This is a genomic window from Actinoplanes sp. NPDC021490 (genome assembly GCF_055562135.1).
The window spans coordinates 37,514-50,946 of record NZ_JBVHFW010000008.1 but is presented as its reverse complement, the minus strand read 5'-3'; the positions used below and the strand labels follow the sequence as shown (position 1 = coordinate 50,946).

General features: G+C 71.1%; 7 protein-coding genes. 2 read left to right on the top strand and 5 right to left on the bottom strand.

The annotated features are described in order from the left end of the window. The first annotated feature begins 62 nt into the window (after positions 1-62). Positions 63-2,096, top strand: coding sequence for a cellulose binding domain-containing protein (locus ACZ3I4_RS21980; RefSeq protein ID WP_465383844.1), 2,034 nt, complete (start codon positions 63-65; stop codon positions 2,094-2,096). A 131-nt stretch (positions 2,097-2,227) separates the two neighbouring features. On the opposite strand, the gene ACZ3I4_RS21975 is transcribed toward ACZ3I4_RS21980, so the two are convergent. Together ACZ3I4_RS21975 and ACZ3I4_RS21970 are read right to left on the bottom strand one after the other, a co-directional pair. Further along, positions 2,228-4,855 (bottom strand): HelD family protein, encoded by a 2,628-nt coding sequence (locus ACZ3I4_RS21975; protein ID WP_465383843.1) that lies wholly within the window; start codon positions 4,853-4,855, stop codon positions 2,228-2,230. Between the two features lie 179 nt (positions 4,856-5,034). Then, positions 5,035-5,472: a hypothetical protein gene (locus ACZ3I4_RS21970; RefSeq protein ID WP_465383842.1), complete on the bottom strand. Its 438-nt coding sequence runs from the start codon at positions 5,470-5,472 to the stop codon at positions 5,035-5,037. A gap of 118 nt (positions 5,473-5,590) precedes the next feature. Here ACZ3I4_RS21970 and ACZ3I4_RS21965 point away from each other — a divergent pair, with 118 nt between their 5' ends. Then, complete coding sequence (locus tag ACZ3I4_RS21965) at positions 5,591-6,931, top strand: SDR family oxidoreductase (RefSeq protein WP_465383841.1); 1,341 nt, start codon at positions 5,591-5,593, stop codon at positions 6,929-6,931. A 62-nt stretch (positions 6,932-6,993) separates the two neighbouring features. Here the strand turns inward: ACZ3I4_RS21965 and ACZ3I4_RS21960 are convergent, their stop codons facing one another. From ACZ3I4_RS21960 to ACZ3I4_RS21950, 3 genes are read right to left on the bottom strand one after another with little or no spacing between them, the layout of a single operon-like run. Beyond that, on the bottom strand, positions 6,994-7,962 hold the full coding sequence (locus tag ACZ3I4_RS21960; RefSeq protein WP_465383840.1) for a hypothetical protein: 969 nt from the start codon (positions 7,960-7,962) through the stop codon (positions 6,994-6,996). 11 nt (positions 7,963-7,973) lie between these two features. Then, entirely contained in the window at positions 7,974-9,467 is a 1,494-nt protein-coding gene (locus tag ACZ3I4_RS21955) for a cupredoxin domain-containing protein (RefSeq protein ID WP_465384112.1), read from the bottom strand. A 5-nt stretch (positions 9,468-9,472) separates the two neighbouring features. Then, positions 9,473-13,417, bottom strand: coding sequence for a ThuA domain-containing protein (locus ACZ3I4_RS21950; protein ID WP_465383839.1), 3,945 nt, complete (start codon positions 13,415-13,417; stop codon positions 9,473-9,475). Positions 13,418-13,433: the final 16 nt, after the last annotated feature.

Sequence of the window (13,433 nt, the reverse complement as noted above, 5' to 3'; positions counted from 1 at the left end):
GGTGTCACTCCGTAAGCCGACGATGGGAGCGCTCCCATTCGTTCACCTCTGCGGAGAGTCCAGTGAACAGTTCCCTCCTGCGGCGCGGCCTCGCGAGCACCGTCCTGCTCGCGTCGATCGCCGTCGCACCGCAAGTCGCCCATGCCGCCGCTCCCCCCACCGACACCCGCGTCGACGTCGACGTCCGCGCCGGGCTGGCCACCGTCCCGACCGGCGCCCTCGGCGTCAACCACGCCATCTGGGACTCCCAGCTCGGCACCCCCGCCGTCTCCGGGCTGCTCAAGGACGCCGGCGTGCAGATGCTGCGCTACCCCGGCGGCTCGTACGCCGACATCTACCACTGGCGCGACCACACCGCCCCCGGCGGCTACGTCGCCCCGGACACTGACTTCGACACGTTCATGGCCGGGGCGCGGCGCACCGGGGCCGAGCCGATGATCATCGCCAACTACGGCACGGGCACGGCGCAGGAGGCCGCCGACTGGGTGCGGTACGCCAACATCACCAAGGGCTACGACGCCAAATACTGGACGATCGGCAACGAGAACTACGGCAACGGTCACTACGGCTCGGCATGGGAGGCCGACGACCACGCCGACAAGAGCCCGAAGGAGTATGCGGCCAACGTCGTGGCGTACGCGCAGGCCATGAAGGCCGTCGACCCCACCATCAAGATCGGCGCCGTGCTCACCATGCCCGGCAACTGGCCGGACGGCATCGTCGGCTCCGGCGACCAGGGCAGCTGGAACCAGGAGGTGCTGACCCGGGCCGGATCGGTCATCGACTTCGCCGACGTGCACTGGTATCCCGGTGGCAGCAGCGCCGCGGAGACGCTGACCAAGACGGCCCACATCAACGACGCCGTCCAGCTGCTGCGGCAGCAGATCGACCGGTACGCCGGTGCGAACGCCGGCGACATCGGCATCAGCATGACCGAGACGAACGTCGACGTCGGCCGCAACACCCAGCCGGGCGCGCTGTTCCTGGCCGACGTCTACAGCGGCCTGCTCGCCCAGGGTGTGTTCACCGTGCACTGGTGGAACGTCCACAACGGCCTCGGCACCGTCTCGACCGTGGCCGGGCAGACCGACTACAACGACTTCGGGCTGCTCTCCAGCGGCAACTGCAACGCCGACAACACCGTGTGCCAGCCGCCGTTGAACACGCCTTTCGCGCCCTATTACGCCCTCAAGCTGATGGGCTCGTTCGCGCACCCGGGCGACCGCTTCGTCGGCTCCGGCACCGGCGACGCGCTGGTCAGCTCGCACGCCGTCCGCCGGCCCAACGGCGACCTGGCCGTCCTGCTGATCAACAAGGACCCGGACGCCGCGCGGACCGTGTCGCTGAACTACCACGGCTTCACCCCCGCGGCGGGAACGCCGGCCGTCACCACCTATACCAACGGCGCCGACGGGCTGACCACGGCCCCGACCGGCACCGCGTCGGCGCAGACCCTGCCCCCGTACTCGATCTCGCTGGTCACCCTGCACTCGGCGAACGCGGCCCCCGCGATCAAGGCGCCGGGCCGGCCCACCGCCACGACCACCGACCGCACCGCGACGATCTCGTGGCCGTCCGCCGGGCCGGGCCTCAAGTACGAGGTGTTCCGCCAGAACAACGGGGTGGCCGAGCAGCTGGGCGAAACCACGTCGACTTCCTTGACCGTACGCAACCTCGAGCCGGGCAAGCGCTACACCGTCAACGTGGTGGCGCGTGACGCTTCCGGCCGCACCTCGGCCGCCTCACCGCCGCTGACGTTCGTGACCGGAACCCCCGCCGGCGCGCCCTGCACGGTGAAGCTCCGCGACACCAACGACTGGGGCAACGGCTACGTGGGTTCGATCGACATCACCAACAACACGGCGAACCCGATCGCGAGCTGGACGCTGACCTTCGCCTGGCCCACCACGTGGCAGAGCCTGGGCAGCGGCTGGAACGCAACGTGGACCCCGGACGGCCGCACTGTCCGGGTGACGAGCGAGAACGCCCTGGCCGCGGGCGCCACCACCAACATCGGCTTCGTCGGGAACTACAGCGGACCCAACGTGCTGCCCGAGGTCTTCACCCTCAACGGCAACGTCTGCACGAGCGCCTAGCACCATTTCGTCCCGGCCCGGCTGATCGTCATCCGGCCGCCGAGCAACGTCCTTCCCGGCCCGGACGATCGTCCGGGCCGGGGAGCAATGTTCCGTCACGGCCCGGACGATCGTCATCCGGGCCGGGACACCTACTCGTTCGTCAGGATCTCCCGGACGCGGTCAAGAACCGCCTGCCACTGGGACGGCTGCAGATTCTCGCGGATCTGGCCGGCCAACTCGGTCGCCGCCAGCTCGATGATCTGCGCCGAGAGGCTGCCACCACGAGCCGGCATCGCCGCAACCGGGGCTTGGGCCGGAACCTGAACCGGGACATGGACCGGCGCCTGAACCGGGGCTTGGATCGGGGCCTGAACCGGCGCTTGGGCCGGAACCTGAACCGGCGCTTGGGCCGGAGCCTGAACCGGCGCTTGGATCGGGATCTGAGTCGGGGCTTGGATCGGGGCCGCTGACATCGGAGTCGCTGACACCGGGACCGCTGATACGGGGACGGCTGACACCGGGACCGCTGACACCGGGGCTGCGGCCCGGGGGTCGACGGCGGCCGGCGGCAGCGCCGACATGGGTGACGTCTGCTCGAAGGCGGGCACCGCCGGCACCGCGAACGCCCCGAACACCGGCGACGCGGTCGGGACGGCCTCGGCGGCCCGCTCCACCACCGGGGCGAGCGGGGGCTGTTCCGTGGGCGCGAGAGCCGGGACCGTGGCGGTGCCGATCGCGGCGGGCAGGGTGATCGTGCGGGTCAGCTCGAATCGGTCGAGCGGCTCGAGCTCGAGCGGGGCGGGCGCTCCCACCGGCGGGAGGACGCCGATCACGGCCAGGTAGCGGGTGGTCCGGGTCAGGGCCACGTACAGCAGGCGGTAACCGTGTTCGTCCTCGGCCACGATGTCTTGCGGCTCGACCACGATCGTGGCGTCGAATTCCAGGCCCTTGGCCTCCTGCGGGCTCACCAGGTTGACGCCCTGGCCCAGCTCGTTGCGGGAGGCGGCCCGCCAGGCCACGTCGCGCGAGGCCAGCTCGGACTCGACGGCCCAGCGGTGCACGGCCGGGCAGATGATCGCCACGGAACGGCCGTGGGAGGCGTGGGCCATGGCCGCCTCGACGGCGATCGAGGCCCGGTTGTCGTCGTCGACCAGGCGGAACACGGGGTCGCCGGGGCCGTCCCGCACGACCTGCGGTGCGGTGACGGCGGGGGCCGCGTACGGCAGAAGCCTCTCGGCGATCGCGAAGACCTGGCGGGGCACGCGGTAGCCGTATTTCAGCTCGGCCAGGCGTTGCGGCAGCTGGGCGGGCAGATGTTCGAGCACGTCGTCCCAGTCGTCGCGGGCCCACAGGCCGGTGGACTGGGCGATGTCGCCGACCACGGTCATCGAGCCGGACGAGGAACGCATCGCGATCGAACGCAGCTGCATCGGGGACAGGTCTTGCGCCTCGTCGACGACGATGTGGCCGTACCGTTCCTCGACGCCGTGGATCAGCGCCTCCAGATAGTCGAGCAGCGGCAGATCGGCCTCGCCCCACACCTCGTCGGAGATGCGTTCGCTGCCGCGGCGGTGCAGCAGCGCGATGTCGCGGGCGGTCAGTTCCTCGCCCGCGGCGGCGATCAGGCGGTCGCGGGAGCCGAACAGCTCACGCAGGAACGCCGGCGCCGTGAACGACGGCCAGACGCGTTCGATGAGCTGGTCGAGACCCGTCCGGACACCGAGCCGGCGCTCGCGGGCGCGTTCCGTGGCCGAGTTGACCATCAGGCTGCGGAAGATCTGGCGCTGCTGGCTGAACGTGCCGGGCGTCTGACGGCTGCGCGCGACGAACAGGTTGATCTCTTCGGCCGTGAACACGACCGGCCGGCCGTCGAGCTGCACCTCGATCGGGCGCTGGCCGGGCGGGACGCCGACGCGATCGTAGAGCGCCCGCCGCAGCAGCCCGGCCATCCGCCCGTCGCCCTTGAGCCGGGCCACGTCGGCGTCCTCGGGGCGGCCGCGCCGGACCGGCGGGTGGAACTGGCCGATGTCGCGCTGGGCGACGCTGACATCGCCGAGGCTGGGCAGCACCGTACGGGTGTAGCGGGTGAACGTCGGCGTGGGCCCGACGATCAGCACGTCTTCCGGCGCGAGCGCGCCCCGGTAGTTGAAGAGCAGCCAGGACACCCGGTGCAGAGCCACGGCCGTCTTCCCCGTGCCCGGACCGCCCTGGATGATCAGCATCTCGTCGAGCGGGGCGCGGATGAGGTCGAACTGGGCGGCCTGGATCGTGCGGACGATGTCCTGCATCTGACCCGTACGGTCGCGGTTGAGATCGTCGAGGAGGGCGTCGCCCGGCTCCTCGAGCTCGGCCACCGCCTCCGCGAGCTGGCGGAACACCGTGTCCGCGTACGCGTCGATGACGTTGCCGGTGGTGTCGAAGCTGCGCTTCATCGCCAGCCCGAGCGCGTCGGCGTGGGTGGCCGCGAAGTAGCGCGAGGCGGCCGGCGCCTGCCAGTTGACGACCAGCACCTCGGAGTCGTCGTCGAAGATCGTCTGATAGCCGACGTAGAGGACGTCGCCGTCCTCGTCGTCCATGCGGCCGACGGCCACCGCGTCGTCGGGCTCGCCGATGTGCTGCAGGCGGGCCTCGGCGTCCTTGCGGATCCGGACCGCGGCGCCCGCGTTGGCCGCGGCGGCGGGCGCGTCGAGCAGGCTCCGGCGCATCCGCTCGCGGTGATCCGACACGTGGTCGAAGTATTTCTGCTCGGCCGCCAGGATCTCCGCCACCGACTCCACGGGCACTCCCCTCGCTCACAGCAACCGCCCCACCCACGATGGGCGATCATCACCGGCCCGACCATCGCCCTTTCGCATGGTCGACTATCGGCTGGGGTCCAGCAGAGCAGAGGGGTACGACAAAAAAGAGCGGCCACACGTACGCGCGTGGCCGCTCGCTTTCCGCTCCGGAGCCTGGTTCAGTCGCCGCTGGCACCCCAGAAGTAGATTTCGGCGGGCTTGCCGCCGTCGTCGTGCAGGACCGCGCAGCGGCCGATCCACCGCTCGTCGGCCAGGTCTTGGAGCCGGTCGACATGCTCGCGGGTCAGGACCGTGGTGCCGGCGGCGGCCCGGGCCTCGTCGTCGGTCACCGGCACGACGTTGCCCAACTCGCGCGAACGGCCGACCGCGCGCATGTCGAGGATCGAGTGGGTGCCGGACTCCTGCACCGCCTCGGCCGACCACAACTCCTCCTCGGTGCGGGGCCGGTCGGGGAAGTCGGCGGCCGATTTCTCGAACTCGTAGGGCACCGCCCACCAGTAGTCGCCTTCGAGGAAGACCTTTGTGCGCAGCTCGTCGAAGGCAAGGCCCAGGTCAGGCTGATAGGGGACGTAGTAGTCCCATCCGGAAGCACCCATGGCGGGCACCCTAACCGGGCGGTACGACACTTTCCGTCCCCGGCCGGCGCGAGCGTATCCGGCTCCGGAACGGGTAGTCGCAACCGCAGCAGGTCGATCCCAGGAGGGGCGGAACAGCATGCCGAAGCCGGTATCCGATCAGGTCGTGGTCATCGCCGGGGCGTCCAGCGGCATCGGCCGGGCCACCGCGCTGACCTTCGCCGCCCGCGGGGCCAAGGTCGTCTGCGCGGCGCGCGGCACGCAGGCGCTGGACACGCTCGTGGCCCGGATCACGGCCGACGGCGGCACCGCGATCGCCGTGCCCACCGACGTCACCGACCCCGCCGCGGTGAACGCGCTCGCCGACGCCGCCGAACGGGAGTTCGGGCGCATCGACACCTGGGTGAACAACGCCGCCGTGGGCGTGTGGGGCACGGTCGAGGCCATCTCCGGCGACGAGTTCGAACGCGTCATGCGGGTCAACTTCCTCGGCCAGGTGCACGGTGTCCACGCCGCACTGCCCGCCCTGCGCCGAGCCGGCGGCGGCGTGCTGATCGGGGTCGCCTCGGTCGAGGGCGTACGGTCGGTGCCCCTGCACGCCCCGTACACGGCCAGCAAGTTCGCCGTGCGGGCGTTCTACGACACCCTGCGCGTCGAACTCGCCCAGGAGGGGGCGCCGATCGCGGTGACCACCATCCTGCCCGCCTCGATCGACACGCCGTTCTTCGAGCACGCCCGCAGCAAGCTGGGCGCCATGGTCAAGCCGCCACCGCCGGTGTACGCGCCGGAGATCGTCGCCGACGCCATCGTCCACGCGGCCCGGCACCCGCGGCGCGAGATCCCCGTCGGCGGCGCGGCGGCCGCGTTCTTCCTGACCCAGCGCCTCTCCCCGGCCCTGGCCGAGGCGCTGTTCTCGATCCGCCGCGTCGGCCGGGGCACGCAGCTCACCGATCGCCCGGACAACGGGACCGACAACGTCGACGGCCCGATCGACGAGCCCGGCCGCGTCCACGGCGCCCACTCCGGCCGGGTGCTGCGGCACAGCCCGTTCACCACGCTGCTCGGTCGCCGCCGCCGGCCCGGCGAGGTGGCGACGGCCGCCGTACGCCGCCTGCACGCGGCCGGCGGCCAACCCGACCGGCATCCGATGCGGGCCGCGGCCGTGGCCCGTTCCGGCTGGGCCGCCGCCCTGCTGCTCGCGCCGGAACTCCTGCTGCGCACCGCGGGCGGACGGCCGGTCCCCGCCGCCGCGACCGCCGTGGCCCGTGTGCTCGGCACCAGGCAGATCGTGCAGGCCGCCGTCACCACCGCCACGCCGACCGCCCGCGTCGCCCGGCTCAGCGCGGCCCTGGACGCCCTGCACGCGAGCACCGGCGTGGCCCTGGCCGCCACGTCCCCCCGCTGGCGCCGGATAGCCCTTATCGACGCCACCATCGCCACCGGCCTGGCCATCGCCGCCTGGCGCGCCCAGCGCCGCTGACCCGGCGAACATAGGCCGGCCCCGGACCGGGGCGGGTCCGGGGCCGGCTGGTGGAAGGGATGTCAGAGGTCGGCGGGGCCGGCGGCCTTCGCCTCCTGGACGGCGTCGGTGCGGCGCTCGTCGGCCTTGGCCGTGTCGTCCGTCCGCGGGGCGGCCGGGCGGGCCGCGGTGGCGGAGCGGGCAGCCGAGCGGGCCGCGCCGTCGGTGACGACGCCCTTGCGGATGCGGTTGTTGGCGGCGATCTGGGCGGCCGGGTTGTTGCCGGTGGCCGTCAGCGCGCCGTCGATGATGTTGTCGTCGACCGTGACGCCGCCGGTGGTGCTGGTGACGCTGACGTCCTTGCCGAAGAAGCCGCCGGAGGCGCAGCTGTCGAGCGGCCCGTTCGGGCCGAGCTGCACCCCGCCCAGGTTGCCGGCGAAGGTCGTCTTGCCGCGCACCGAGTTGCCGCAGACGACGCTGCCGGTGGCGCTGTTGAGCACCGAGAGCGTGCCGTCGACGAACGAGTCGTGCACGTCCGTGTAGTACGAACCGGTGCTGCTCACGTTGCCCTCGACCTCGCTGCCCCGGTCGATGCGGACCTCGCCGGCCTGGGCCGACACGTTGCCGGCGATCGTGCTGCCCTCGACGTACAGGAAGCTGTCGATTGTCGTGGTTCCCTTGGCCCGTACGGTCACCGTGCCGCTCGACGCGTCCTTGAGGAACACCCCGTAGCCGCCCGCGGCCAGCACCACCGGCCCGGCGATCGAGGTGTCCGACGCGTCGAGATAGCCGTTGCCGGCCACCCGCACGTCGCCCGACAGCCGGCCCCCGGCGATGACCAGGTTGCCGCCCGCGGCCACGCTGACGTTGCCGGTGATGATCGTGCCGGTGAGCGCGCACGACTCGCCGGCCGGCACGTACAGGTCGTTGGGGACGGTCACCGCGCCACCGGTGCCGATGCAGTAGGTGACGAGCGCGGCATTTGCCGGGACGGCGGGGATCAGGCCGGCCAGCAGCCCGGCGGCGACGAAGGACGGGAAACGTTTACGCATGATGAGGCCTCTCAAGATCCGATGTCCGATCGGGCGGCCGCGCGCACGATCGTGCCCTGCTGCCGTTTGGTGAGGGTGCCGCCGGTGACCAGCGCGGCGGTGACGGTCTCGACGTGCCGCACGAACGCGGCGTGATTCGGATAGGCGGCGTACTCGTCGATCAGGTCGTTGACCGTGCACCCGTCGCCGGTGACCTTGTTGGGCACGCGGGTGTCGTCGCCGTCGATCACCACGGTGGGCCGGGGGTCGGGAACCTCGCAGGCCTCCGAGCCCGATCCGACGACGGTGAAGGTGACGGTCTTGTCGGCCGACGTGTTGCCGGCCGAGTCGGTCGCGCGGGCCCGTACGGTGTGCGCCCCGAGCCCGCTCACCACGACCGGGGTGGTGTAGGCGATCCAGGCGCCCGAGTCGAGGGCGTACTGGATCGACGCCACGTCCGAGTCGGTGTCGTTGGCCGTCACGGTGACGGTCGCCCGCCCGACGTACGCGCCGCTGTCGTCCTGCTCGCCGTCGACCTCGGCCACGACCGTCGGCGGCGTGGTGTCCGGTTCTTCCGCGGCCACCACCGTGAAGTGCGCCATCTTCTCGGCCGAGGTGTTCCCCGCCTTGTCGGTGGCCCGGTAGTGCAGCATGTGCATGCCCACGGCCGAAACCACAACCGGGTTCCCGTACGCCGTGAAGGCCGCCCCGTCGAGCGAATACTCGACCCGGTCCACCCCGGAATCGGCGTCCGTGGCGGTCAGCGTGGCCGTGACCGTGCCGACGTAGTTGCCGTCGGCGTCCTGCTCACCGGCCAGCGCATGGTTGACCACCGGAGGCGTGGTGTCCTCCTCGGGCGACGGCTCGACGACCGTGAAAGCCAGCGACCCCTCCGCCGAGGCATTGCCGTCCTTGTCGGTGGCCCTGTACCGGACGGTGTGCGCCCCGGCCGCCGGCACCGCCACCGGCGCCGTGTACGGCTGGAACGCGGCGCCGTCGAGCGAGTACTCGACGGTGTCGACGCCCGAGCCGCTGTCGGTGGCGGCCACCGTGACAGTGGCCGTACCGACGTAGTTGCCGTTCGCGTCCCGCGTGCCGGCCGCGGTCGCGGTCACCGTGGGCGGCGTCGTGTCCGGGTCGCCGGGCCCGTCGGTGACCACGAACTCGCCGACCATCGTGCTGTGCCCCGGGATCGAGCAGAAGTACCGGTACCGCCCGGGAGTGAGGGTCACCGTGGCCTCGTGCCGCCCGTTGTTGGCGTCGAACGGGTTGGCCAGGATGTTCAGCGTGACGTCGTGGTTGTAGCCCTCGGTCGAGGTGTCGAAGGTCAGCGTGTGCGGCATCCCGGTCGTGTTGCCGGTGGCCGCGCTGTTCTCGAACACGATGGTGGTCTGACCGGCCGACGCCGTGGTCGGCGCCGACTTGTAGGCCGTGATGTTGTCGTCGGCCGTCCAGGTGATGGTCTGCGCCGCCGACGCCGGGGCGGCCGGAACGAGAAGCAGCAGCGCGGCCAGGAGGATCAGCAGCTTCCTCACAGCGCACGCACCCGGATGTCCCGGAAGTCGACCAGGTCGGTGTCGCTGTGGTTCTGCAACCCGATCAGCCCCTCGGCGAACTGCCGCAGGTCGGTCGGCGGGTCCCCGGCCCGCGAGGACTGCTTGCCCGGCGTGTTGTCGAACTCGTTGATGACGACCCCGTTCCGGATGATCGTGTAGTGCTGCCCGACGACCCGGATCTCGTACGAGTTCCAGACGTTCTTGGCCGTGGGCCGGGCGGCCGAAAGCGGGTTCGGGTCGAAGTTGTAGATCGAGCCGGTCTTCTGCGTCTCGCCGGTCTCGCCGTCGTAGATCTGCACCTCGTGACCGCAGTAGATGGCCACCCAGGCCTGGGAGGTGCGGGCCGAGCCCACGGTTCCGCAACTGCCCGCGGGCCGCTGGTCGAGCGGGATCCGCGGATCGGGGAACCGGGTGAAGACTCCGCTGTTGCCGCGGGCGTCGCCGGGTGCGACGTCACGGAACTGCAGTGTCAGCGAGAAGTCCTTGAACGGCTTGGTGTAATACAGCATCCCGAGCCCGCCGCTGGGCCGCAGCGACCCGTCCGGCTGGATCGTGAACTGCCCGGTCGGGGCCTGCGCCCAGTCCTGCAGGGATTCCGGCGTGCCGTTGTAGATCGAGACGTAGCCGGTGTGCCCGGCGGTGCCGATCTTCGAGGACGCCGCGAAGCGGGTCAGCGCGCCGGCCTCCCGGTCGTTCAGCTTGCCGTCGGCCTTCAGGCGCGCGGCGACCGCGTTGACGTGCCGGACGAACGCGTCATGGGTGGACCAGGTGCTCTCGTCGTCGATCAGGTCGTCGATGGTGCAGCCTTCGCCGACGACGCGGTTGGGCACCTGAGTGTCGACCCCGTCCAGCCGTACGGTCGTGGAAGGATCCGCCACCACACAGCCCGCGGTGACCGCGGTGGTCACGGTCGAGGTCACCCCGCCGGCGTAGGTCACCGTCAGCGTGGCGGTGTACTTGCCGACCTTGGCGTACGTGTGCACGGGGTTGGCCTCGGTCGAGGTGCCGCCGTCGCCGAACGTCCACTTGTAGGACAGCCCGCCCGAGCGGGAACCGTTGAACGCCACCGTGAGCGGCTTGTTCTGCACCGCCACCGCGCCCGCGGCCGGAACCGGAGTGGGCACCCCACCCTGATAGGTGATGCGGATCAGTTTCTGGTTGGGGTGCAGGCTGAAGAAACCGCCGGCGTAGTCAAGCATGTAGAGCGCGCCGTCCGGCCCGAACTTGGCGTCCATCCACGACTGCAGCTGGTTGGTCCCGCCACCGGCCGGGATGATCGACCGCAGCGACTCACCGAACGCCGGCGGCTTGCCCGGACCGTCGACCGTGACCGCGACCCGGTTGGCCGCGTTCGACTGGTCACCGATGAGCCACTTGTCGTTCCAGTACGACGGCCACGCCACCTTGCTCGCGGCGTCGGCCAGATCGCGGTGATAGGTCGGGCCCGACATGATGGCCTGCCCGCCACCCCGCAGGTACGGCTGGGTGTAGGTCGCATCCGCGGCGTTGTAGGTCGGGATGTCGCTGCCGGCCCGCTTCGGGAAGACCGGGCCGCCACCGTCCGGCGAGTACCAGACCATGTTGTCCTTGATCGGCGGCAGGTCGACCAGACCGGTGTTGCGGGGCGACTCGTTCTTCGGGTGGTCGCAGTCGTACCAGCCGGTCAGCGTGGCCGCGTTGGTGTTGCTGCGATCCCGGTACGGCTGCCGGTTGCCCATGCAGTAGGGCCAGCCGTGGTTGCCCGCCTCGGTGATGATCGTCGCGGTCTCGTACTTGGCCGGTCCCAGCTCCGGGCTCGGCGACGCGGCGTCCGGCCCGACCCAGCCGGCGGTCAGCCACTGCTTCTTGGGGTCGATCTGCAGCCGCGCGATGTTGCGCACGCCCATCACGTAGATCTCCGGGCGGGCCTTCTCGGTGCCCGGCGCGAACAGGTTGCCCGGCGGGATCGTGTAGGTGCCGTCCGCCTCCGGGTGAATGCGGATGATCTTGCCGTTGAGGTCGTTGGTGTTTCCGGCCGTACGGCGGGCGTCCTGGAACGAGGTGCCCTCGTACTCGGCCGTCCAGTTGTTGCCGGAGTAACCGCTCGAGCCCTGCGACGAGTTGCTGTCACCCGACCCGACGTACAGGTTGCCCTTGTCGTCGAACGTCATGCCGCCGCCCGCGTGACAGCAGCTGTGGATCTGCACCGGCCAGTTCAGCAGGTCCTTGCGAGTGCCCTGGTCGATCGTCTGCGCCGTCTTGTCGTACGTGAAACGGGAAACGGTCCGCTGCCCGATGCGCTTCTCCCGATCGATGGAGGCGTGCGGCATCCAGTACACGTAGAGCCAGCCGTTCTCGGTGAACTTCGGGTCCGGCACGATGCCGAGCAGACCCTCCTCGTTCTTGACCAGCTCGTCGCCGCTGCCCCGGTTGCCCATCACCGGCAGCGTGGTCAGCAGCTTCACCTGCTTGGTGGCCGGGTCGTAGGAGTGGATGGTGCCGCAGCCCAGCCCCACCTTGGGATCGGTCCACGGGACGACCGGCCCGCTCGGGCAGGCCGCCTTGCCGACGTAGAACACCGTGCCGCCGGGCGTGATGGTCAGGCCGTGCGGCTCACCGATCTGGTCGAGCTCGCCGGTCTTGTTGACCGCGGTCAGCCGCTCCACCTTGTAGTTGGCGGCGATCGTGGCCTGGCAGTCACCGCGGACGATGCCGCTGGTCCAGCCGAGCGCGCCGGCCAGATGCTTCCGGAAGGCGTCCTCGGAGTACGAGCCCTCGGTGTGCCCCATGCCGGTGTAGAAGGAACGGCCGCCGTCATAGTCGCGGCACCACGAGATCGGATGGAACGGGCCGTTCGAGCCCAGACCCGGGTTGTAGTGCCGCTCCTCGACCTGAGCCAGCGTGTGCACCTGGCCGATCGGGTTCGGGTCCCAGTTGTGCCAGCGGTCCTCGCGCGTGACCGTCAGCGGCAGCCCCTTGGTCGCCGGGTGCTGCCGGTCCAGGATGTCGACCACCGACCGGTTCACCGCGGGCGGCGCCGGGGTCTCGGTCGTACCGGTGAACAGCCGCAGATCGGCCAGCTGGGTCAGCGGCTCCCCGCTGTTGGCCGTGATGTCGAGCCGGTAGAACTTGTAGGAGCCCGGGGTCGTCACGTCGAAGCGGCGGGTCTGGAAACGGTCCGGGAACGTCTGCCCTGCGCGCCCGTCCACGTCCGTCCAGCTCTGCCCGTCCGCCGAGCCCTGCAGCTTCCAGTCCTTCGGGTCGCGCCCCTCCGAGTCGTTGGCCGACGTCAACGCGTACCCGGTCACTCGCGCCGGCGCCGCCAGCTCGTAACGCACCCACGCGGCCGGCGTCCGCACCAGCCACTTGGTGGCGGAGTCACCGTCGTTGAGCTTGACCGCGATCTCATTCGGCGGGTTCTCGCCGCTCGCGGTCACCGCCGCCACCGGATACGCCACCGGGATCGCCCCCGCCGGCCGCGTGCCGATCAGACCGGTGAACCACGTCGAATCGAGCTGGGCCCGCGCCGCGTCGCCGATGCCGAGGAACCCGCCGCCCGCGTTGACGAAGCTTTTCAGCGCGGTTTCCTGTACGCCGGTCAGCGTCACACCGTCGGCCGAAAGGAACACTACCGCCCGGTACGGGGCCAGGCCGGTCGCGCTGAACACTGCCGGGTCGGTGCTGGTCGTTACGGTCAAGCCCTGCGCCTCGCCGAGGTCCTTGATGGTTTGGGCGGCCCTGGCTACGGGGTCCTGCTGGCCGGCGGCGGCGCCCGAGAAGACTAGGACGCCGGGCTCGGCCGCGGCCGCGGCGAGCTTGGCCCTGTCAGTGGCGGCGCCGGCGGGCTTGGCCGGGTCGGTGGCCGCCGCACTGGTTGGGGCCGGCGCCGCGCCGGCACCGGGAGCAGCAAAAGCCTGCGGCGACGCCACTCCCAGCGCCAAGATCGAACCCAGCCCC

Bases quoted from the DNA above. Each gene is read 5' to 3' on its own strand.
- ACZ3I4_RS21970 (WP_465383842.1), bottom strand. From the start codon at position 5,472: ATGGGTGCTTCCGGATGGGACTACTACGTCCCCTATCAGCCTGACCTG.
- ACZ3I4_RS21965 (WP_465383841.1), top strand. From the start codon at position 5,591: ATGCCGAAGCCGGTATCCGATCAGGTCGTGGTCATCGCCGGGGCGTCC.
- ACZ3I4_RS21960 (WP_465383840.1), bottom strand. From the start codon at position 7,962: ATGCGTAAACGTTTCCCGTCCTTCGTCGCCGCCGGGCTGCTGGCCGGC.